General features: G+C 33.8%; 25 protein-coding genes. 10 read left to right on the top strand and 15 right to left on the bottom strand.

Translation table 11 applies throughout. The annotated features are described in order from the left end of the window. The first annotated feature begins 107 nt into the window (after positions 1-107). A complete protein-coding gene (locus ACJJVN_RS06505) occupies positions 108-1,262 on the top strand; it encodes a DUF3095 family protein (protein WP_405369304.1) in 1,155 nt (384 codons plus the stop codon). Between the two features lie 13 nt (positions 1,263-1,275). Here ACJJVN_RS06505 and ACJJVN_RS06510 read toward each other — a convergent pair whose 3' ends face one another. The 3 genes from ACJJVN_RS06510 to ACJJVN_RS06520 are packed head-to-tail and all read right to left on the bottom strand — an operon-like array spanning position 1,276 to position 3,538. Continuing rightward, entirely contained in the window at positions 1,276-1,890 is a 615-nt protein-coding gene (locus ACJJVN_RS06510; RefSeq protein ID WP_405377537.1) for a hypothetical protein, read from the bottom strand. Positions 1,891-1,931: 41 nt separating this feature from the next. Further along, positions 1,932-2,987: an acyltransferase family protein gene (locus ACJJVN_RS06515; protein ID WP_405369302.1), complete on the bottom strand. Its 1,056-nt coding sequence runs from the start codon at positions 2,985-2,987 to the stop codon at positions 1,932-1,934. A gap of 8 nt (positions 2,988-2,995) precedes the next feature. Beyond that, positions 2,996-3,538, bottom strand: a complete 543-nt coding sequence (locus ACJJVN_RS06520; protein WP_405369301.1) for a hypothetical protein — start codon at positions 3,536-3,538, stop codon at positions 2,996-2,998. A gap of 204 nt (positions 3,539-3,742) precedes the next feature. Here ACJJVN_RS06520 and ACJJVN_RS06525 point away from each other — a divergent pair, with 204 nt between their 5' ends. Beyond that, positions 3,743-4,384, top strand: a complete 642-nt coding sequence (locus ACJJVN_RS06525) for an SDR family oxidoreductase (RefSeq protein ID WP_104516759.1) — start codon at positions 3,743-3,745, stop codon at positions 4,382-4,384. Positions 4,385-4,465: 81 nt separating this feature from the next. On the opposite strand, the gene ACJJVN_RS06530 is transcribed toward ACJJVN_RS06525, so the two are convergent. Continuing rightward, complete coding sequence (locus ACJJVN_RS06530; protein WP_405377538.1) at positions 4,466-5,278, bottom strand: hypothetical protein; 813 nt, start codon at positions 5,276-5,278, stop codon at positions 4,466-4,468. A 61-nt stretch (positions 5,279-5,339) separates the two neighbouring features. Here ACJJVN_RS06530 and ACJJVN_RS06535 point away from each other — a divergent pair, with 61 nt between their 5' ends. Next, a complete protein-coding gene (locus ACJJVN_RS06535; protein WP_405377539.1) occupies positions 5,340-5,486 on the top strand; it encodes a hypothetical protein in 147 nt (48 codons plus the stop codon). Positions 5,487-5,490: 4 nt separating this feature from the next. Here ACJJVN_RS06535 and ACJJVN_RS06540 read toward each other — a convergent pair whose 3' ends face one another. Then, on the bottom strand, positions 5,491-6,942 hold the full coding sequence (locus ACJJVN_RS06540) for a glyceraldehyde-3-phosphate dehydrogenase (RefSeq protein WP_104516757.1): 1,452 nt from the start codon (positions 6,940-6,942) through the stop codon (positions 5,491-5,493). Between the two features lie 288 nt (positions 6,943-7,230). On the opposite strand from ACJJVN_RS06540, the gene ACJJVN_RS06545 reads away from it, so the two are divergent. Both ACJJVN_RS06545 and ACJJVN_RS06550 read left to right on the top strand, forming a co-directional pair. Then, positions 7,231-7,566, top strand: a complete 336-nt coding sequence (locus ACJJVN_RS06545) for a PadR family transcriptional regulator (RefSeq protein ID WP_104516756.1) — start codon at positions 7,231-7,233, stop codon at positions 7,564-7,566. After that, positions 7,566-8,279 (top strand): hypothetical protein, encoded by a 714-nt coding sequence (locus ACJJVN_RS06550; protein ID WP_405377540.1) that lies wholly within the window; start codon positions 7,566-7,568, stop codon positions 8,277-8,279. Before ACJJVN_RS06545 ends, ACJJVN_RS06550 begins: the two co-directional genes overlap by 1 nt. Before the next feature lie 120 nt (positions 8,280-8,399). Here ACJJVN_RS06550 and ACJJVN_RS06555 read toward each other — a convergent pair whose 3' ends face one another. Then, positions 8,400-9,812 carry a trypsin-like peptidase domain-containing protein gene (locus ACJJVN_RS06555; protein WP_104516754.1) on the bottom strand — a complete coding sequence of 471 codons (1,413 nt, stop codon included), beginning with the start codon at positions 9,810-9,812 and terminating at the stop codon, positions 8,400-8,402. Positions 9,813-9,930: 118 nt separating this feature from the next. Here ACJJVN_RS06555 and dapF point away from each other — a divergent pair, with 118 nt between their 5' ends. The 4 genes from dapF (at position 9,931) to ACJJVN_RS06575 (ending at position 13,250) form a co-directional block, all read left to right on the top strand. Further along, positions 9,931-10,713, top strand: coding sequence for a diaminopimelate epimerase (gene dapF / locus ACJJVN_RS06560; RefSeq protein WP_405377541.1), 783 nt, complete (start codon positions 9,931-9,933; stop codon positions 10,711-10,713). Then, positions 10,710-11,231 carry a GNAT family N-acetyltransferase gene (locus ACJJVN_RS06565; RefSeq protein WP_405377542.1) on the top strand — a complete coding sequence of 174 codons (522 nt, stop codon included), beginning with the start codon at positions 10,710-10,712 and terminating at the stop codon, positions 11,229-11,231. Before dapF ends, ACJJVN_RS06565 begins: the two co-directional genes overlap by 4 nt. Beyond that, positions 11,224-12,267 carry an endolytic transglycosylase MltG gene (mltG, locus tag ACJJVN_RS06570; protein ID WP_405377543.1) on the top strand — a complete coding sequence of 348 codons (1,044 nt, stop codon included), beginning with the start codon at positions 11,224-11,226 and terminating at the stop codon, positions 12,265-12,267. The genes ACJJVN_RS06565 and mltG overlap by 8 nt, the downstream gene beginning before the upstream one ends. Before the next feature lie 326 nt (positions 12,268-12,593). After that, positions 12,594-13,250, top strand: a complete 657-nt coding sequence (locus ACJJVN_RS06575; protein WP_405377544.1) for a peptidoglycan-binding protein LysM — start codon at positions 12,594-12,596, stop codon at positions 13,248-13,250. Between the two features lie 166 nt (positions 13,251-13,416). Here ACJJVN_RS06575 and ACJJVN_RS06580 read toward each other — a convergent pair whose 3' ends face one another. The 9 genes from ACJJVN_RS06580 to ACJJVN_RS06620 form a co-directional block, all read right to left on the bottom strand. Next, complete coding sequence (locus ACJJVN_RS06580; RefSeq protein ID WP_405377545.1) at positions 13,417-14,115, bottom strand: hypothetical protein; 699 nt, start codon at positions 14,113-14,115, stop codon at positions 13,417-13,419. 170 nt (positions 14,116-14,285) lie between these two features. Then, positions 14,286-14,459 (bottom strand): hypothetical protein, encoded by a 174-nt coding sequence (locus ACJJVN_RS06585; protein ID WP_405377546.1) that lies wholly within the window; start codon positions 14,457-14,459, stop codon positions 14,286-14,288. Positions 14,460-14,480: 21 nt separating this feature from the next. Continuing rightward, the gene (locus tag ACJJVN_RS06590) at positions 14,481-14,669 is read right to left on the bottom strand and encodes a hypothetical protein (protein WP_405377547.1); all 189 of its coding nucleotides are present in this window, start codon (positions 14,667-14,669) and stop codon (positions 14,481-14,483) included. Positions 14,670-14,709: 40 nt separating this feature from the next. Continuing rightward, positions 14,710-15,099 (bottom strand): hypothetical protein, encoded by a 390-nt coding sequence (locus ACJJVN_RS06595; protein ID WP_405377548.1) that lies wholly within the window; start codon positions 15,097-15,099, stop codon positions 14,710-14,712. A gap of 182 nt (positions 15,100-15,281) precedes the next feature. Then, positions 15,282-15,680 (bottom strand): DUF2721 domain-containing protein, encoded by a 399-nt coding sequence (locus ACJJVN_RS06600; RefSeq protein WP_405377549.1) that lies wholly within the window; start codon positions 15,678-15,680, stop codon positions 15,282-15,284. A 20-nt stretch (positions 15,681-15,700) separates the two neighbouring features. After that, positions 15,701-16,375, bottom strand: coding sequence for a YggS family pyridoxal phosphate-dependent enzyme (locus tag ACJJVN_RS06605; protein WP_405377550.1), 675 nt, complete (start codon positions 16,373-16,375; stop codon positions 15,701-15,703). 2 nt (positions 16,376-16,377) lie between these two features. Further along, the gene (locus tag ACJJVN_RS06610; RefSeq protein WP_405377551.1) at positions 16,378-17,595 is read right to left on the bottom strand and encodes a DUF1015 domain-containing protein; all 1,218 of its coding nucleotides are present in this window, start codon (positions 17,593-17,595) and stop codon (positions 16,378-16,380) included. Between the two features lie 9 nt (positions 17,596-17,604). Continuing rightward, on the bottom strand, positions 17,605-18,492 hold the full coding sequence (locus ACJJVN_RS06615; RefSeq protein WP_405377552.1) for a 3-hydroxyacyl-CoA dehydrogenase family protein: 888 nt from the start codon (positions 18,490-18,492) through the stop codon (positions 17,605-17,607). Positions 18,493-18,628: 136 nt separating this feature from the next. Beyond that, the gene (locus ACJJVN_RS06620) at positions 18,629-19,597 is read right to left on the bottom strand and encodes a Gfo/Idh/MocA family protein (protein ID WP_405369285.1); all 969 of its coding nucleotides are present in this window, start codon (positions 19,595-19,597) and stop codon (positions 18,629-18,631) included. Positions 19,598-19,746: 149 nt separating this feature from the next. Here ACJJVN_RS06620 and ACJJVN_RS06625 point away from each other — a divergent pair, with 149 nt between their 5' ends. Then, entirely contained in the window at positions 19,747-20,388 is a 642-nt protein-coding gene (locus tag ACJJVN_RS06625; protein ID WP_405371227.1) for a protein-L-isoaspartate(D-aspartate) O-methyltransferase, read from the top strand. Positions 20,389-20,403: the final 15 nt, after the last annotated feature.

A 20,403-nucleotide genomic window follows, 5' to 3' on the forward strand; every position in this document is an offset into this window, starting at 1 on the left:
TTCTGCAAAAGTACTATTAATGCTCTAGATTCAATGATATTAAATGGTTAAGAGATTTTAATACTACCTTGTGATATAAGAATACATAAATTCATGTAATTTTGAGTATGGCCGCTACAGATACATTATTTTATTCTAACTTACATTTACATTATGGTTCTATTCATGAACTGATAAATGATGAAGAAGCTTTTACTGATGTTCCAAACTCGTGGAATATAATTGTAACCGATGTAGAAAAATCTACACAAGCTGTACAAGCTGGAAAGCAACAGCTTGTTAATCTAGCAGCTACTGGTAGTATAGTTGCCTGTCTTAATATTTCTCGAGCAAAGGGTGTTGAGATTCCTTTTTTCTTTGGAGGTGATGGAGCAACACTTATAGTCCCTAATGAGATCTTAAATGAATGTTTGTTTGCTTTAAATCTACACCAAGAGAGGTGTTCTATTTCTTTTGATTTCTTTTTAAGAGTAGGGTACCGTAAAGTTGGAGAAATGGTTGATAAAGGAGCGTCTCTTAAAATATTAAAGTACAAGCGAAACGATCTCCATTTAATGCCTGTTATATTAGGTAATGCATTACAAATGGCAGAAAATGAAATCAAAGCCTCACCTCCAGTAACAGCTATAGAGCAATTTAATTTTAATCTCGACCTTAACGGAATGGAGTGCAAGTGGGATAAAATAAGCCCGCCGGATAATAAAAATGAGATTATTTCCTTAATAATTAAGGCCAGAAAAGTAGAGGATCAATCTAGTTTATATAGTCAGATTTTAGAGAAAATCGAATTAATATATGGAGATGATACCATACGCCATCCTATTGTCGCAAAACGATTAAAGATGGTCAATAGTCTAAGTAGGATTAAGGCTGAAGTAAAAATGAAATTTAAAAATGTTACACCTAGCAAGTTGGTTTCTAGCTGGTGGCGTGGTGTAATGGGTGGCTGGTTTACTAAAAACACCAAAAAAGGTAAAAACTATATCAATGACTTGATTCAACTTACAGAGACGTTATTATTAGATGGTTCTATTAATACTGTGATTACTGGAAATGTGGAGCAAAGAGAGCAACTACTAGAATATCTAGATGGGTTAGAAAATGATCATTTAATAAATTATGGATATTACAGTAGTAGCAGTAGTGTTTTATCTTGTTTTGTAACAGCCATTGATGACTATCATATTCATTTTCTAGATGGAGAAAATGGCGGTTATACACAAGCTTCTAAGGTTTTAAAAGCAAAGATGAAACTGGTTTAATAATGTGGTATTATTAATCTTCTGCTCTTATTATATCTATTAGGGTATTTGCGTTTTGCATGCTATCTAATTCACTATTTAGAATATAATAAATATCATCACCATAATTTTCTTCTACATTAAGTTCTGATAACATGTTATACCTATCTGCCTCCATATCATTATGGATGTAAAAGATAGAATCATAATTAATTGATACAACTTTCATTGTAGAATACTGGCTGTAACCTGTTTTATAATGATATACATCACCTATAGCTGGTGTTGCGATATATGCTGCATCTCTATTTTCAACATATCGTGACCTTCCTATGCCTAGGATTATAGCAATAATTATAATAGCAATGCCCGTAAATTGCCAAAATGGTGTTTTGCTATCATTTTTTAATAGGTCTATATGGCTGTAATAATTTTGAGGGAATTCATTTTGATTAGCCTCATAAGTGCAGTCGTGACAATAAGCAGAAATTTTTATACCTAAGGGAAACATAGGTATATAATATAGATGAGTGTGAGAACTGCGAGATATTAAAGTTACAGTTCCTTGAGATTCACAGAAATTGCATTTAATGGATTTAGGCGTGATCTCGTTAAGTAATACTGTTTTGGTGCCAAAAATAAATATCATTTGTTATATGGTTGATCTGTAATTATAACAGAAGATTAAAATTAGTTTTTATTTCTAATCCAACGGTTTAAAGGGGTTTCAAAATAACGATGGCTTGCAGCAGCAGCTATAACGGTTATTGTAAACAATAATATTATGATTAGATAGTGATTAGTGATTAATTCAAATTTACCATTACCTAGTATAAAGTATCTCATTACTAGATGGTGTATCATGTAGAAGCCAAAACTTATCTCTCCTAACCATATGGCATATTTATGACTTAGAATTTTAGAAATTGCTCCTTGTTGAAAAGCAAATATTAGAATGATGGTCATTATAGGGATCCAATAAAAAATACTGTATAAAGATGTATCTGTAACACTATCTCGTAAACTGAAAAACAATACAAAAATCGCAATAGAAAGAAACTCTAGTATAGTAAAATCTACTAACGTTTTTTGATTTTTTAGATTTATATACAAATCATATATTACAATGCCTAAGATGAAATCAACTATTCTAAATAGTGGATTGATGTAAAATAAACCATGCTGCAAGTTCGGACTTATATAGTTAGTTAGAATGATGATAATAGATGCTAAAATTGCGGTTAGGTAGTATTTAAATTTACCTAGTTTATTGAAAAGAATTAGTAAATAAGGGAAACATAAATAAAAGAAAGCCTCGCAAGAAATACTCCATGATGGTCCGTTAAAAGAAAAGTAAAGTTCTTTTATAGGTATGAAACTTTGGGTTAAAGTAACGTTAGACAACCCCAATAATAAACCTCTTATAGTAATTTCTTGACCCCAGAACATTAAAGGTATTGCGATTAAAAAAGTAGCAAGATGTAAAGGATAAACTCGTGCTAGTCTTGCTATAAAAAAGCTCCTTCTTGCTGTCGCATTGCTATCTAGTTTAAAACGATAAACATGGGTAAGTATAAAACCGCTTAAGATAAAAAAGAAACTGACACCTATATAACCTTGTGATAGAATGGTGTTATAAGTATCGCGCAACCATATATGATTAGAATTTTTTAAAAAATTTAAATGTGATACAAATACCATTAATGCAAATAAAAACCTAAGTGAGGTAAGTGGTTTAAGATGCATATTGATATTTATTGAGCAAAGTAATAAAACTGTCCTTGATAAAAATCATGCATTCTACGTGTGCTATTGCGCAATAAAATAAAAGGTAATACAATGGCTATACTGGCAAACAAGATTATAAAAGGCAGTATTATTAGAGCAATGGCACTATCTGTTATTACACTAAATATCATACTTAACAACACGATAATACAGTACAAACTTGCCATAATCATGTAAATAAAAATTGCGATTTTAAAAGAGTTTACCTTAACGGTTATTTTAATGCCTTCTTCCGTTTCTATAACATAACCAGTACCTATGGCAGTATGTTTTCCAAAATCTAAGAAAGCCGCTTTATGTTTAATTCTAAAATGACTATTAACTACTAGACCTTTATATCTTCTATAGTCAGACGAGAAGAGATCTTCTAGATCTGTAAACCAGCCTATCTCACTATATAAAGTCATTTCACCTAATTTGCGCGCAAAATCATATGCGCTTATAGGTAATTCTATAGTAAAGAACGATATGATACCTATTCTATGGAGAAATTTGTCAAAGCTATTCAAGCGCTGCAGGGTTTATTAGTTTAATATATGGCTATTGTAAAAATACAAGTTTTAATAGCTGCGTAAGTTACAAAAATTGAACGCATGGTGAATACGTTAAATGCAGCTTAATAAAAGAATAAGGCATAGTTAATAAGTGCCTAAAATGAGGTTAAAAACTATTAGACAAGCTGTTAGAGCAGCTGTATTTAGTATCTTGAAAACATGGAAAAAGTATTAGTAGCAGGTGCAACAGGTACCACAGGAAAACAAATAGTAAATCTTTTAAATGAGTCTCAATATTTTGAGCCGGTAGCCATGATACGTAAAGAAGAGCAAAAGGCACAATTTGAAGCTCAAAATGTTAAATGGGTAATGGGCGACCTTTCTCAAGATATTTCTCATACGTTTAAAAATATTGATAAAGTAATTTTTGCTGCAGGTTCTGGTGGTAAAAAAGTAGTCGAGATAGATCAAGAAGGAGCAAAGAAGGTAGTCGATGGAGCTATAACAAATGACATTAAAAAATTTGTGATGCTTAGTTCTATGGGAGCAGATAATCCAGAAGAGGCAGACCAATTAGTAGAGTATTTAAAAGCAAAACATAATGCTGATGTTTATTTGAAAAACAGCGGTCTCAACTATACGATAGTTAGACCAGGTTCTTTGATTAATGATAATGCCTCTAACCATATTGAACTCTCACATAAATTAAATAAACATGGTGAAATCTCAAGAGCAGATGTGGCACAAACATTAACTCGAGCATTACACGATGATACGGCAAATAAAGAAACCTTTGAAATTATAAAAGGAGATACTTTAATAAGTAAAGCCCTAGATACCATGAGTACAGCAACGGTATAAAATTTTAGTGATATAAAATCTAGCATTTAATAAAAATCCATCTCAATTTGAGATGGATTTTTTTATGCTATTTTTACTCTTTTAAGCTAGTGGATAGTTACTGTTTACTTTACTTATTCTATCATGATATTCTATAACTCGCGTAGAAGAAATAAAGCCTATTTCTTTAACAAGGTTACATGTAGAATATCGCTGACTTTTATATCTATATTCATCCAGCCATTTATCGAGAACATTTTGCTGTTCATATGTACGATCAGGAAAAATAATTCTAGGTAATTTTTGTTCGACACGATTAGGTTTTGGGGTTAATCTTGCCCGATAGCAATTTTGTTTTTCACACATGTAATTGTAGAGTCGGTCACCGTTAAAATCTTTTAAAATGGATTTAGTCTCTATGCTTCTCACTGGATAATGAAATCCACTTACTAAAATGCGATAACCTTTATAAGTTTCATAAATTCTAAAACCCAACTGGCTATAAACACTCTTTGCAGCAGCTTTTTCTATTCCTGCTAGCATAAAATCTTTATTCGTTTTACCACGTCTGAAAAAGATTTTCATGAAGCTTAACTTGTAACTATCTACATCTATAAACATGGTATCTGTAGAATTGAGAACCTGTGCACCATACCTATTACGTGTTATAATATTATTACTGTCTATTTTTTCTATGATTTCCTCCCTAATATCGACCTCATAACTAGGGTCGTTATTAAATACTCTATTTATTTTCTCCTGAATCTTAGCAGCTGCTTTATCGAGTCTTTGTTCTGCATCTTTTCTAGCATGCTCTATAGAAATATCTGACCCACCATAAACAGTTGATTCCTGTGTAAAATCATCTATTTGTAAAACTCTAGAGGCAGTTGCCCAATATTTGAATATTCTCATGAAGTAACCATTAACTTTAAATACGGTGACTATAAAATTGTATCGACCATAATCAAATTTAATGAAAATGAGACTTGGTTGGAGAGATTTTGAAATGTATTCGCTTTCGCGAAAGCGGAACACTTATCAAAAAAGTAATTTAACTAAAAAGCCATCTCTTATTGAGATGGCTTTTTCACGCTTTAGCAAATTTGAAAGCAATTTATAAAAAATTAGTAATAAGTAAAACGTCTTACTTTTGCGATATATTTAGCCAGTCTAATCACCTGGTGGCTATATCCATATTCATTATCATACCATACATAAACTATTGCATTTTTTCCATCTGGACCTACTATAGTTGCGTTGGAGTCATAAATAGACGGTGCGTTAGAACCTATAATGTCACTAGAAACTAGCTCGTTATCAATAGAATACTTGATTTGTTCCACTAGATCACCTTCTAGAGCATATTTCTTAATGGTAGCATTAAGAGCGTCCTTAGAGGTGGCAGTTTCTAGTTCTAGATTAAGAATGGCAAGAGAACCATTAGGTACAGGAACACGTATAGCGTTAGAGGTAAGTTTACCTTCAAAAGAAGGTAATGCCTTGCTTACCGCTTTTCCAGCACCAGTTTCTGTAATAACCATATTAAGTGCCGCAGCGCGTCCACGACGGTACTTACTATGCATGTTATCTACTAGATTTTGATCATTAGTATATGCATGTATCGTTTCTAAATGTCCTTTTACAACACCAAAACTGTCTTCTATCGCCTTTAAAACAGGCGTTATAGCATTAGTCGTACAACTTGCTGCAGAAAATATATCTACTTGATCAGGGTTGTTCTCTAACTGGTTAACACCGTGTACTATATTAGGAATACCTTTTCCTGGTGCAGTAAGTAGTACTTTATGTGCACCTTTTGCCTCTAGGTGGCGGGCTAGTGCCACGTCATCTCTAAAAGCACCAGTATTATCTATAATAAGAGCATCGTTAATACCGTATGCTGTATAATCTATGTCTTCTGGCGCGTTTGCGCTTATTACTTTTACAGTCGTCCCGTTAACAATAAGAGACTCTTGTTCTAGGTCATAGCTTACCGTACCAGAAAAATCTCCATGTACACTATCTTGTGCAAGAAGAGAAGCACGTTTTTCAAGAACAGATTCTGTAATAGCGCCACGAGTTACTATGGCACGTAGTCTTAACTGGCTGCCTTTTCCAGCCTTGCTCATTAACTCTCTAGCAAGTAAACGTCCTATTCTACCAAAACCATAAAGCACCACGTCCTTAGGAGTGATTTCTTCAGTTTTTTGTGCGTCACCCAGTTTACTCATGACAAAAGCCATGGCATCCTGCATCTCGTTTTCTTCTAGATGGTATTCATAAGTAAGTTTACCTATGTCTAGTTTAGAAGGTGGTAAGTCTAGAGATAGAATAGCTTGTGCGATCTCCACACTATCAAAAACCGAAATAGGTTTTTGTACAAATTCACCAGCATACTCATGTAGGTTGATGATCTCGCTTACGTTTCTATCAATAAGCTGATTTCTAAATAGTACCAGTTCTATAGAACGGTCATACCATAGGTCGCTTACGACTTTAATAAATGCAACAGCTGCACGTCGCCTGTCAGTTTGAAAAGCGAGCTCTTTTTCATAAGTATCTACTTGGTTACTCATAAATGTGGGTTTAGTGTGTTTAATTTTTTGCAAAAGTAATAATACTATAACGTTATAGTAGAATTTATTTCGACTTATTTATGTGTATTGTTTAATTTATTTATTGATTTGTGATGGTTATAGATTCGCTTTCGCGAAAGCGGAACTCATAAAACTGCTCTTAACTACCATAAAAGTTGATTATTTATAATTTTATTACTCTCGCTATTTCTTAAAAATACAATTTTTTCAATAAAAATTATTGTTACCTAAGATTCTTATGTATGTTTGTACCTAAGAAACTTAGGTATGTCAAATAACAAATTATACAGAGGTAGTTTAACCACTATAATCATGCGCCTGCTAGAGCAAGAAGGGAAGATGTATGGTTATGAAATTACTCAAAGAGTAAAAGAATTAACTAACGGTACAATGGATGTTAAAGAAGGAGCTCTTTATCCTTCTTTACATAAATTACAGTCTGAAGGTCATTTAAAAGTAGAAGCAGAGAAAGTTGAGAATCGTGTTAGAAAATATTATTCCCTCACCCCACAAGGTGAAAAAGAGGCTGTGAATATGATGCAAGAATTAAAGGAATATATGGAGAACATGCAGGCTATTATTAACCCTAAACTATCATTTTAATGAATAAATTAACTCAAGAACATATAGAAGAGTTATTTGCATTTACTCAAAAACATTATGTAGAATGGTATGATCTTCAATCCGAGCTGGTTGATCATCTAGCAAATGGAATAGAATCTCAATGGGAAGAAAACCCAGATCTAAGTTTTGAAAAAGCGCTACAGATAGAGTTTAAAAAATTTGGCGTGTTCGGATTTATGGATGTGGTAGAAGAACGCCAGAAATCATTAGGTAAGAAGTACTCTAAACTAATATGGAAACATACCTTAGAGTTTTTTAAGTTACCTAAAATCTTATTGCTTATTTTATTTAGCGTAGCCACTTTCTATCTATTGAGATTAATAAGTGTCTCTGCAGATTATTTGAGTGCGGTAATAGTAATTCTATTTATAGGTTATTTTGTTAAACTATCTGTTTCTTATTTTAGAGAGAGAAAAAGAAGTCAAGAAAGTGATGAGAAGAAATGGCTGTTTAAAGATATCATTATGCAGCATGGAGCAGGTTTTGGTTTAGGGTTAATACCTATTCATTTTTTTAATATGCTTATTCCCAATACAAATTCATTTGCAAGCATGAATCTTTGGGTTGTAGGAATCATTAGTTTTCTATTTGTGTTGATGTGTGTCATGTTATACGTTATGCAAGTGGTTATACCTAAAAAGATGGAAGAATACCTAGAAGAAACCTATCCAGAATATAAACTAGTAGGATAGTAGCATAAAAAAAATCTCCAAATAACTAAGTAGCTATCTGGAGATTTTGCATTTTTAAACTTAAACTTAAACTTAAACTTAAACTTAAACTTAAACTTAAACTTAAACTTAAACTTAAACTTAATCCAGCGTATATCTAAAACGTTCTATTTCACCAGCGCTGTTTTTCATTTGAATCAATAGCGTCGCATTAGGATTAACACTTCTCAATACATTTTGTACGTCATCTATATTTGTAACTTCTGTATCATTGATTTTGGTGATAACATAATCTCTCATATCATACCTTGCGAGACCTCCAGTAGTGCGTTCTATTTTTACACCTTCTTTAATTTTATACTTGCTGCGATCTGATTTAGTTAAGTTACGTAAATCCATTTCTATAGATGGAATACTAACCGTATTGTTTTTAGTCAGCTCTATATTTATTTGACTTATTTTTCCATCTCTAATAATATTTGCCACTACCACATCGCCAGGATTTTTACTAGTTACATAACCAGTAAGCTCAGAGAATTTTGTGATCTTAATATTATCTATCATAGTAATGACATCACCTTTGCGCAGTCCTGCATTAAACGCGCCACTATCTTCTACTACGTCAGATACTATAATTCCTTCACTTTCATCTATACCTAATTCGTCTGCAATGTTGCCATTAAGGTCACCACCACGTATACCTAGCATTCCTTTTTGTACAAAACCGAATTCTATAATGTCATTAATGATTTTACGAGCATTATTAGATGGCACCGCAAATGAGTATCCTACATAAGAACCAGTTTTAGACGCGATAGCTGTATTAATTCCTATCAACTCTCCATTAGTATTAACCAGCGCACCACCAGAATTACCTGGATTTACAGCAGCATCAGTTTGTATAAAACTTTGCTGGTTAGCATCAGTCGCATCGAGATCACGACCTTTGGCACTTACTATTCCTGCGGTTACTGTACTAGTAAGGTTAAAAGGATTACCTACTGCAAGAACCCATTCTCCTATTTTAGTCTGATCAGAATCGCCAAAAACAATATATGGCAAGGCCTCATCTGTCTCTATTTTTAATAAAGCGATATCACTATTAGGTTCTGTACCTATCAGTTTTGCTTTATAGGTTTTGTTATTATTTAAAGTCACTTCAAGTTCGCGAGCGTTATCAATAACATGATTATTAGTCACTATATAACCATCTTCAGTAATAATGACACCACTACCAGTTCCTATCGCTTCTCTATAAGGTACACGTCCATTTCTTAAATCAGACCAGGACTGTCTTACTCTAGCAACCGTTTTGTTTTTTACGTGTACCACGGCATGTACAGTTTTTTCAGCAGCTTCTGTAAAATCTACACCTGCTATAGATGTTGCGTTTACATAATTTACTGGGCTTATGGGTACAGGGTTTTCTCCTGTAGTTGCTTGTTCTGTATATATAGATTTTTGAGAGTTTTCTTCAAAAAAGAATTTATAAGATCCTAAAACAACCGCTCCACCTAGGACGGCTATCCCTAATGTTTTGATAAATGATTTCATGTGCAATTTGTTTATTTATATCTATAACCTAAAATTACACATAGAATTGTGTTTAAAAAATAGGTTTAACGCTGTTTAACATTAAGAGAATTGAATCACTTGCTGTATTTTTGCAAGAATGAAAACGATCACATTCTACAAGTATCAAGGAACAGGTAACGACTTTGTTATCCTAGATAATCGCGACTTACATTTTGATAAAACAGACACTAAACTTATTGAGAAGCTTTGCGATCGTAAATTTGGTATAGGAGCAGACGGTTTAATGCTGTTAGAAAACCACGATACGTTAGACTTTACCATGGTATATTATAATGCAGACGGTAACGAGAGCTCTATGTGTGGTAATGGTGGTCGCTGTCTAGTTAGTTTTGCACAACACTTAGGCATCGTAAAAGATACCGCAAGTTTTGAGGCTATAGACGGTTTACATCATGCTCATTTATTTGATAATGGAGAGGTAAGTTTACAAATGACAGATGTGCCTGTGGTACAAGTCTTTGATGGACATATTTTCACTAATACTGGTTCACCGCACCATGTCCAATTAACTGATAACATAGATCATACAGATGTTTTTACACAAGGTAGGCACCTGCGTAATGATCTTTATGGAAAAGAAGGTGCAAACATAAATTTTGTAGAACCACAAGGTGGTAACGTATTTAAAGTACGTACCTATGAGCGTGGAGTAGAAGATGAAACCCTAAGTTGTGGTACAGGTGTTACAGCAGTAGCTCTTGCCATGCATAGCACAGAACAAACACAAAATAACGAGGTGTCACTTCTTACACCTGGCGGTACTTTAAAAGTGAAATACCAGCCATCTCCTCAAGGATATACTGATATATGGTTAACTGGTCCTGCAACGCAAGTTTTTAAAGGAGCGATAGCCGTATGATGTTAAAAAACGATTTATGTGAGTTAAGGGCAGTAGATCCAGAAGATCTAGATTTTATCTATGCATTAGAGAACAATCCAGAGCTATGGGAATTCGGTCATACCATAACTCCTTATTCTAAATTTACAATAAGAGAATATCTAGAAAATGCACACCGCGATATTTATGAGGTAAAACAATTACGTCTCGCCATTTGCAATTTAAATAATGAAATTAAAGGAGTTGTAGATCTTTATGATTTTGACCCTTATCATAAACGTGCAGGAGTAGGTATAATTATCTCTCAAGAGTCAGACCGTGCACGTGGTCTAGCTACTTCTGGACTAGAACTCATGATAGATTATGCTTTTAAACACCTTAGATTACATCAATTATATGCGAGTATAAGTGAAGATAATCTAGCCAGTCGCAAATTGTTTGAAAAGTTACGCTTTCGCGAAAGCGGAATAAAAAAAGACTGGATTGCCACAGAAAAATCATATAAAAACGAACACCTTTACCAACTGATCAATGAATAAGAATTATAAAAAAATCATCCTAGGTATTGTACTCGTGGGACTGGTAATTATGGGCATTTTTGCTTATAATATTTACTCGATATTATTCGGTTCTAACACTAATTTCGAAACGGAAACCTATGAGGTTTTTATACCTAGTGATGCAGATTATAATACCGCATTTCTTATTATAGCAGATGCTGTAAAGGATCGTGACAACTTACACACCACAGCAGTTAAAAAGAAATATAACGAGAATATAAAATCTGGTAGATTTTTGATTAAAAAAGGTTCAAGCAATAACGATATTATAAATACCGTGCGCAGTCAGAACATGCCTGTTAAGGTCACTTTTAATAATCAAGAACGTGTAGAAAACCTTGCAGGACGTCTATCACAACAAATAGAACCGGATAGCCTGACTTTACTTAAGGCTATGAAAGATCCAGAATTTTTAAAAGAAAATGGACTGGATGAAAATACAGCTTTGAGCATCTATTTACCTAATTCTTATGAGACCTACTGGAATACGAGTGCAGAGCGTTTTAGAGATAAAATGCTGTCTTACCACAAACAATTCTGGACGGCAGAAAAACTTGCAAAAGCAAAAAAGCTAGATCTATCAGCTAGTGAAGTGTACACGCTCGCCTCTATAGTACAAAAGGAAACTGCCAAAGTAGACGAAATGCCTAGAGTAGCAGGTGTTTACCTTAACCGCCTTGAGAGAGGTATAAAACTCGATGCAGATCCTACGGTTATATATGCAAAGAAAAAATCTGAAAATGATTTTGAACAACAAATTAAGCAAGTGCTTTATGTACATCTAGAAATAGATAATCCATACAATACGTATAGATATTCTAGCCTGCCTCCAGGTCCTATAGTTACTCCAGATTTAACTGCGATCAATGCGGTACTCAATCCAGAAAAGCACGACTACTTATATTTTGTAGCAAATGTTGAGAATTTTGGATATCATAAATTTGCCAAAACTCTTGCGCAACACAATCGTAATGCTGCGGCTTATAGAAGGTGGATAGCAAAGAATAATAGATAGAGTTAATACCATGCAATCGATTGATTAATAGCGCTTCATATTCCATTAAGTAGTGCTAGATGTTATTATTTGTTAATTTTAAATGCATTTCTACTAGATCTGTAAAGATTTCGTTTATCCTTTGTTACTTAAATCTCGTGTTATATAGATGACTGACCTCATTTCTATCGTTTAAAAGACTAACGACCGCTTAAAATGTCTTTTTTTAAGGATATAGTGCCTTAAATCAGTTCTTTAACATCGATCTAACAAATAAGCGAGATAGTGTCGTAAATTTGCGCCGCGTTATAGAAAGGTGTGACAGTAACCTTTCGGAAACAAAATTTATGAGATCACAATATGTGAATTTTATTGCTTATCCAGCAGTGTTGTTGATGAGCTTTTCGGCTTTTAAATATATAAAGTCCGATTCTTCAAATAGCAACTCTGAAAAAGCTGCTGTAAAAGAGGTTTTAGAAATGGGACCTTTTGAAGAAACAGAATACGAAGAAGAGAGTGGTGACTTGAATCTACGAGACTACTCGCTGGCTACGTCCAGTGCAGATAGTTTTATTTCATTCAAGGAAGCACTAGCTTTTAAAGAATCTAGAGGTCAACACTGGCGTGTAAATACTTTAGGTTACATGGGTAAGTACCAGTTCGGTGCTGTCACGCTTAGACATTTTGGTATAACAGATACTACTGCTTTTTTAAAGTCAGTAAGGTTACAAGAAAGAGTCTTTATTCAAAATTTACGATACAACCATAAGATTTTGAAACCTTATATAGAGAAATATGAGGGAAAAACTATTGCTGGTGTAGAAGTAACAGAGAGCGGTATTCTTGCTGCTGCACATTTATCTGGACCAGGTGGTGTAAAGAAATTCCTTAAATCAAATGGACGCAAGAGTAATAGAGACGCTTATGGTAGCTCTACTAGATCTTATATGAAAAAATTTGGTGGTTATGATTTAAGTAAAGTGCTTAAAGTAACGAGAGCCTAATATTTTTAAATTTATAGAATCCCTTAATATAATAAGCCTTGTGAAGTTCATTTCACAAGGCTTTATTTTTGATATTATTAGATTGCGTTATCGCAAGAACTATCGGTGTTTCTTTTTAATAACAGCTGTTATATAGATTGAATGTTATAAATGGCAATAAATGTCATTAACAAATAAGCAATAACCTTTTCTCTCCGTTTTTTTCTTTTGGAGCACGATGTACGCAAGGTAGGACTTTGCTCTCAGGATGATCGATAGCTAATCTGTATAGGTTACCTAATTCTAATTTTATAGGTTGTGATTCAGGTGTTTCTTGATAATGTAGGTCAAAGAAATTGTCACTTAAAAAGGTTTCAAAATCTTCTTCTGATTCGTCGTGTAATTTTTTAAGTTCCTCGCGTATTTCTGGAATCTGGATTTTTTGTACGGCTTGTGAATTGGGTACTATTTCACTTGATGCGCCATAATAGGTGCACAAAATAGTGTCTACAGGTACAGGAGATCGATCTACATGAAAAGAATATACATCGGTTGGGAAGGGTGGATAACTATCGTCTCTATCATAGAACTCAATTAGGTTGAGAGTAGGAGATGTGCCCAGATCTTTTAAGGTCTTTAAATCTTCTAAAAGTATGTTACGAGCCAGTTGCCCTTGCTCACTTAGTTGAAGTGCTAATAGATCATTTGGTAGAATCTCGACTATGTTCTCATTTGATTCTAACTGACTAACGATCTCAGAAAAATCACCTACTAATTCACGACTCCAGCAAATCGCATTCATTTTTTTATGAAAGGAAGCACTTATAAAGTCTTCAAAATTACTAACGCAATGAATTTGATTCTCTTTATGAGGTATGTTTTTCATAATTTATTAATAGAAACTAGTTTTAGATAGATGTAAACATAAACATTAGAAGGATGGTTTATATCTAATAAATACATATTAGATTAAAAAATCAGAGTTACCGTACTATGATAAGCAGGATAAGTGCTTTTAAGAAATGTAGTTTTACCTGTTGTTTGATTGCTTAGGCATTATAGCGTATAGTTAATTTTCACAGGATATTTTTCACCATATACTTCTCCAAATCCAATAATGCTAACACAATTGTTTTTCACATAAACCTCGCCAACAAACATTCCATGTTCTCCAAAGTAAAGTCCGATTTCAGAATCTAAATGATTGTTTTCTGTGATTAAACTTTGCATATTTTTTGATAAAGTAAAGTTTCAGATATATAATTCTGGAGGATATATGAAGTCTTTGAATTCAAAATCATCAGTTTGTTCTAGAGTTTCAAAACGTTCATTGTTTCCAACAAAAGTAAAGTCAATTACTTTATTTTTATCATATTCAATTACACATTTAGATTTTTCTAAATAGAAATTATTCTGTCCGATAAGAAATTCTTGTTTCAATTCCATTTTTTTATAGTCTTAAGCTTACAATAGTAACTTCTTACACAACTACTTTATTTTTTAACGTGAGGAGTTGATACACTGAAAATATAACTAGTACAATTGCGATAATTACTAATACCATTTTAGGTTCTGGTCTAGCAATAAATTCCAAGCCTAATGCTGTTATCATGGTGATCAATAAAAATGCATAGGCAAACATTCCTACTTTTATTTTTTGAGTAATCGCAAAATATAGAATAAGTATCGCCATACTTAATTCTGATATTCCAGTAAAGATCATGAAGAATTCTGCATCTAAAGGAATGACTTTTTCAAATTGTTTAAATCCTGCCACGCTTGTAGGCTGACCTAATAACTTAGGAATCGCAAAAAATGTCATAGCTAGAATAGATAATATATTAATGGATTTTGAGGTTATATTTTTCATTATTATTTGTTTTTATATTAATTGTTTGTGTAATATGATGCTAAGCTAAATAATCGTTTAGTTATAAAAGATGTTTTATCTTAATTTTAGCACTATTAAACATTGTGGTGACAACATATAAAAGCCTTGTGAAAACAAATTCACAAGGCTTTTAAAACTATTCTAGAACGTGCGCTATCTGTTTATTTCTCTTTCTTTTCTATATTTTGTAATTGTATACTTAATGCTTTGGTAGATAGTTGTACCTCTATTAATGAAAGTATGAGAGACACCATTAAAGCAACTAGACTAGTACCGAAAACTATATTTGCCCAAAAACTGAGTTCTAGATATATCAGCAGCATGGTAGTCACGGCTAGTAAGAAACTAAGTATAGCAACAGCCTGCATATTCTTAATGATTGTAAGTCGTTTTCTTAACTTCTCTACTTGCAGTCTTATAGTTTCTGATGCGTTTTCTTCATACTGACGGTGCAAACTTCGTATCAAGGCAGCGATAGCAAGATATCTAGCGTTATATGCTAGCATGGTTAGTGAAATCGCTGGAAATAATAGTGCTGGTATACTAAGGGATAGCTCCATGACTTTTAAGCTTATTAATATTAATAATTCCTATTGCCGAATATGGCACTACCTATGCGTACCATAGTAGAGCCCTCTTCTAGAGCTATTTTATAATCACCAGTCATACCCATAGATAATTCTGTAAATTCATGTCTAGAATCTAACAAGTTTTCTGTTTTAATTTTATTAAAAGTAGCAGCTAGACTTTTAAATTCTGCACGCACCTGGTCTTCATTATCGGTAAAAGTAGCCATTCCCATGAGGCCTTTAATTTGAATATTTTCGTATTCTTTAAAAGCCGCATCGTTTAAAAGAGTAATCAACTCTTGCTCGTCATAACCAAATTTTGATTCTTCTTGAGCAATATGCACTTGTAATAAACAATTAATGATACGATCGTTATTTTTTGCCTGTTTATTAATTTCTTTAAGCAATCTAGGTGAGTCTACACTGTGAATTAAATCAACATAAGGCGCCATGTATTTCACCTTGTTACGTTGCGTGTGGCCTATCATGTGCCACTCGATATCTTTGGGTAGCGTTTCCCATTTTTCGGTCATTTCTTGAATCTTATTCTCACCAAAAATGCGTTGACCAACTTCATAAGCCTCTTCTAGATCGCTTGTAGGTTTGGTTTTACTTACTGCTACTAGAGTAACTTTTGGTTGCACGCTTTCGCGAAAGCGTAACAGAGATTCTTTAATTGTGCTCATGTTTAAAATTCATAAATTATCAAACCACTAGGTAGTTTGGGGCGTATATACGTACTCTTGGGCGGCATTCTCAAATCAGCATCGGCTATGGATTTCATTTGCTCTACCGTAGTAGGAAATAAGCCGAAACCAACTTTGAATTCTCTTTTATCCACACGTTCTTTCATATGCATTAAGTCATGTTTTCCATAACTGTACTGTATGCGACTGTCTGTGCGTAAATCTTTAATACCCAAAATAGGATCTAAAATAAGATCATACAATAACTGCGGATCCAGATCCTGCAAAGGAGTCAACTCTTTTAAAAGTCCTTTACGCAAATAAAGACTGTAAAACTCTCCATCTAGATACATGCTAAAATGGTGTTTCTTAGAAGGTCTATAGAGTTCTAAACCGCGATTTTGTATTCTAAAATGTTGATCGAGTTTCATGAGAAACTGTTGTTTATTAAGACCATTAAGATCTTTTATCTGTCTGTTAAATTCGTAAATGTTAAGCTGACTTTCTGCTATGAGAAGACTCATGAAAAATTTATAACTCTCTTTTTTATCACCCATTTCTTGTGCCAGTAGGCTAGAACTGGCGCTGCGGTGGTGACCGTCTGCAATGTAAAGTTGTGAGAGTTCTTTAAATTCTTTTTCTATTTTTTCTATTAATTGAGGATTTGTAACTGGCCATATTTTATGAGAGTTAAAATCTGTGGTAGAAAAATGTTGATCTGGAGGAGTGGTTTTAACTTCGGCTATTAGTTGATTGATCTCAGATCTATCTTCATAGGTAAGTAAAACAGGCTCTGCATTAAAACCAGCGGCCTTTAAATAATTTTTAAAGAGATTTTCTTTTAAACTTAAAGTATCCTCGTGCTTTTTAATTTTATTATTAAGATAATCATCTGTGCTCGTACCAGCTATGATACCAGTATAACTGTGATGCGGATCTATATTTTCATAAATGTAAAAAGCAGCCTTTTCATCTTCTACTAGATATCCTTCTTCTTTGAATTCTAAATATCTATTTCTAACGAGACTGTACCGGTCCAGTCCAGTTATCTCTTGATTAAATTTATAACCAGGATTTAAAATTTGTAAAAAGCTATAAGGATTGTACTTGAGCTGCGCCTTAAGTTCTTTCTTACCATAATCTTGATAAGTGCGCGATATTACATGCGCAACCTTATCTGCGGTGGCTCGTACTCCTTTAAATGGTTTTATTGTAGGCATTTATGGTGTTTATTTAAAACTAGCACTTACAACTTCTGCTTTTCTAGAAGTAGAGTAGTCGTAGAAACCTTCTCCAGATTTCACACCTTTTTTACCAGCCATAACCATATTAACTAACAGTGGACATGGTGCATATTTAGGGTTTTTAAAACCGTCGTGCATCACGTTGAGAATACTTAAACAAACATCTAGACCTATGAAGTCAGCTAGTTGAAGCGGTCCCATAGGGTGCGCCATACCTAATTTCATTACCGTGTCGATTTCTTCTACACCAGCAACGCCATTATAAAGTGTCTCAATAGCCTCGTTAATCATAGGCATTAATATACGGTTTGCTACAAAGCCTGGATAATCATTAACCTCTGTAGGTGTTTTACCTAACTGCTTAGAAAGTTCCATGATGGTCTTAGTAACCTTGTCACTAGTAGAATAACCTCTTATGATTTCTACCAGTTTCATAATAGGCACTGGATTCATAAAGTGCATTCCTATTACTTTTTCTGGACGTTTTGTTACCGCTGCGATTTGAGTAATAGATATAGAAGACGTGTTAGTAGATAGAATACAATTTGCTGGTGCAAATTCATCCATATCACCAAATATTTTTAGTTTCAGGTTTACATTTTCAGTTGCTGCTTCTACCACTAGATCTGCTTGTGCAACACCAGCTTTTAAATCTAGGTAAGAAGTAATGTTGCCTAGAGTAGTTGCTTTGTCAGCCTCTGTGATACGCTCTTTGGCAATCATGCGATCTAGGTTTTTTGCGATGGTGTTTAAACCTCTATCGATATTTTCTTGAGAAATATCTACTAGAGCAACCTTAAATCCTGATTGTGCAAATGTGTGTGCGATTCCATTTCCCATGGTTCCTGCACCTATAACTGTAATGTTTTTCATTTTTCTAATTAGTAATAATTACTCCTGTGAAAACATTTAAACCATCACAATATGAAGTAATTAGTTTTTAATTTATGATTATCATCCTGCCTACAATGCAGAATATTTAATTCTATTTATAATATCGAGTTACTATCTATAAAGACTTAAACTCTTTAATTATTTTTAAAGCTACATCTAGTGCTGCAGTACCATCTTCTAGGTTAACGATAGGTCTGGTATCATTTTCTATAGCGTCTGCAAAGGTTTCTAATTCATCTAGAATGGCGTTATTATCTGCTACATCTGGATTATCAAAATAGATTTGTTTTTTGATTCCTTCGGCATTTTGTAAAATCATATCAAAATCTCCTGGAACCTCTGGTGCATTTTTCATGCGTACCACCTCTACCTTTTTAGTTAAAAAATCTACCGATATATAAGCGTCTTTTTGAAAAAAGCGCGCTTTACGCATTTGTTTTAAACTGATGCGACTGGCAGTAAGATTTGCCACACATCCATTTTCAAACTCTATACGCGCGTTTGCGATATCTGGAGTTTCAGAGATTACAGAAACTCCACTAGCGCTCACATTCTTAACTGGGCTGTTTACCACACTAAGAATAGCATCTATATCATGTATCATTAAATCTAGCACCACACTTACATCTGTACCGCGAGGATTAAACTCTGCTAGGCGATGTGTTTCAATAAACATAGGACTTTCTATGCGATCACTTACCGATCTAAATGCTGGGTTAAAACGTTCTACTTGTCCAACTTGACCTTTTAGGTTCCGCTTTCGCGAAAGCGAGATCAATTCATTTGCTTCTTCTACGGTTACAGTAATCGGTTTTTCTATGAATAAATGTTTTCCTGCCTCTAGAACTTTTACACCACTTTGATGATGGTAAGAAGTAGGAGTGACTACGTCTATCATATCGCAAGCAGCGATTAACTCATCAATGTCAGAAAAATATTTGTAACCTAAATCTGCCTCTATTTGTGCAGCGTGCTCAGGATTTGCATCATAAAAACCTACCAAATCATAGCGCTCGCTTTGTTGTAATAATTTAAGGTGAATTTTACCTAGGTGACCAGCACCGAGAACTCCTGCTTTAAGCATAGTAATTGCGTTTTTGTAAAAATAGGGAAATGATTGTTAAATAAAAATGAGTAAACAGAATCTTATCCCATTTAATTGACAATCTTTTGTTGAAAAATAGTTGGACTTTTTCAATTGAAAATAGAATGTAGGAAACTATTTTTGACCCTATCAAAGATAATTACATACATAAAGGAAAACGACGCCAGCTGGTAGAGTTGATGCGTTCAAAGGGAATAACTGATGAGTCTGTACTAGATGCGATGAATAAAGTACCTAGACACTTATTTCTAGACAGTTCATTCTTAGAGCATGCGTACCAGAATAAGGCTTTTCCTATAGGAGCAGACCAGACGATATCGCACCCATATACGGTTGCTTTTCAAAGTCAGTTACTGCAATTAAAACCAGGAGATAAGGTCTTAGAAATAGGTACAGGTAGTGGTTATCAATGTGCTGTACTGTTAGAAATGAAAGCTCAAATTTATACGATAGAGCGACAGAATGAATTGTATAAGAAGACCAATTTACTTTTCAGAAAACTGAATTATCGCCCTAGAAAATATGTTTTTGGCGATGGTTATAAAGGGCTGCCAGAAGAAGCTCCATTTGATTCTATTATCGTTACTTGTGGAGCACCAGAAATACCTCAAACATTATTGAGCCAACTAAAAATAGGAGGTAGGCTAGTGATTCCAGTAGGTAGTGACCCACAAATTATGACTTTAATTATTAGAGAAAGCGCAACAGACTTTTCAAAGGAAACCTTTGGCGAGTTTAGATTTGTACCATTTTTAGGTGGTAAGAATTAAAACGGTTCAGGTTTA

It is taken from the genome of Nonlabens sp. Asnod3-A02 (genome assembly GCF_045063755.1).
GTDB classification, from domain to species: domain Bacteria; phylum Bacteroidota; class Bacteroidia; order Flavobacteriales; family Flavobacteriaceae; genus Nonlabens; species Nonlabens xylanidelens.

Excerpts from the sequence above, each read along its gene's own strand:
- ACJJVN_RS06580 (WP_405377545.1), bottom strand. The coding sequence starts at position 14,115 with ATGAAAAACATACCTCATAAAGAGAATCAAATTCATTGCGTTAGTAAT.
- ACJJVN_RS06515 (WP_405369302.1), bottom strand. The coding sequence starts at position 2,987 with ATGCATCTTAAACCACTTACCTCACTTAGGTTTTTATTTGCATTAATG.
- ACJJVN_RS06525 (WP_104516759.1), top strand. The coding sequence starts at position 3,743 with ATGGAAAAAGTATTAGTAGCAGGTGCAACAGGTACCACAGGAAAACAA.
- ACJJVN_RS06535 (WP_405377539.1), top strand. The coding sequence starts at position 5,340 with ATGAAAATGAGACTTGGTTGGAGAGATTTTGAAATGTATTCGCTTTCG.
- ACJJVN_RS06530 (WP_405377538.1), bottom strand. The coding sequence starts at position 5,278 with ATGAGAATATTCAAATATTGGGCAACTGCCTCTAGAGTTTTACAAATA.
- ACJJVN_RS06610 (WP_405377551.1), bottom strand. The coding sequence starts at position 17,595 with ATGCCTACAATAAAACCATTTAAAGGAGTACGAGCCACCGCAGATAAG.
- ACJJVN_RS06615 (WP_405377552.1), bottom strand. The coding sequence starts at position 18,492 with ATGAAAAACATTACAGTTATAGGTGCAGGAACCATGGGAAATGGAATC.
- ACJJVN_RS06555 (WP_104516754.1), bottom strand. The coding sequence starts at position 9,812 with ATGAAATCATTTATCAAAACATTAGGGATAGCCGTCCTAGGTGGAGCG.
- ACJJVN_RS06510 (WP_405377537.1), bottom strand. The coding sequence starts at position 1,890 with ATGATATTTATTTTTGGCACCAAAACAGTATTACTTAACGAGATCACG.
- ACJJVN_RS06600 (WP_405377549.1), bottom strand. The coding sequence starts at position 15,680 with ATGGAGCTATCCCTTAGTATACCAGCACTATTATTTCCAGCGATTTCA.
- ACJJVN_RS06540 (WP_104516757.1), bottom strand. The coding sequence starts at position 6,942 with ATGAGTAACCAAGTAGATACTTATGAAAAAGAGCTCGCTTTTCAAACT.
- ACJJVN_RS06595 (WP_405377548.1), bottom strand. The coding sequence starts at position 15,099 with ATGAAAAATATAACCTCAAAATCCATTAATATATTATCTATTCTAGCT.
- ACJJVN_RS06585 (WP_405377546.1), bottom strand. The coding sequence starts at position 14,459 with ATGCAAAGTTTAATCACAGAAAACAATCATTTAGATTCTGAAATCGGA.
- ACJJVN_RS06565 (WP_405377542.1), top strand. The coding sequence starts at position 10,710 with ATGATGTTAAAAAACGATTTATGTGAGTTAAGGGCAGTAGATCCAGAA.
- ACJJVN_RS06545 (WP_104516756.1), top strand. The coding sequence starts at position 7,231 with ATGTCAAATAACAAATTATACAGAGGTAGTTTAACCACTATAATCATG.
- ACJJVN_RS06620 (WP_405369285.1), bottom strand. The coding sequence starts at position 19,597 with ATGCTTAAAGCAGGAGTTCTCGGTGCTGGTCACCTAGGTAAAATTCAC.
- ACJJVN_RS06505 (WP_405369304.1), top strand. The coding sequence starts at position 108 with ATGGCCGCTACAGATACATTATTTTATTCTAACTTACATTTACATTAT.
- mltG (WP_405377543.1), top strand. The coding sequence starts at position 11,224 with ATGAATAAGAATTATAAAAAAATCATCCTAGGTATTGTACTCGTGGGA.
- ACJJVN_RS06575 (WP_405377544.1), top strand. The coding sequence starts at position 12,594 with ATGAGATCACAATATGTGAATTTTATTGCTTATCCAGCAGTGTTGTTG.
- ACJJVN_RS06605 (WP_405377550.1), bottom strand. The coding sequence starts at position 16,375 with ATGAGCACAATTAAAGAATCTCTGTTACGCTTTCGCGAAAGCGTGCAA.
- ACJJVN_RS06550 (WP_405377540.1), top strand. The coding sequence starts at position 7,566 with ATGAATAAATTAACTCAAGAACATATAGAAGAGTTATTTGCATTTACT.
- dapF (WP_405377541.1), top strand. The coding sequence starts at position 9,931 with ATGAAAACGATCACATTCTACAAGTATCAAGGAACAGGTAACGACTTT.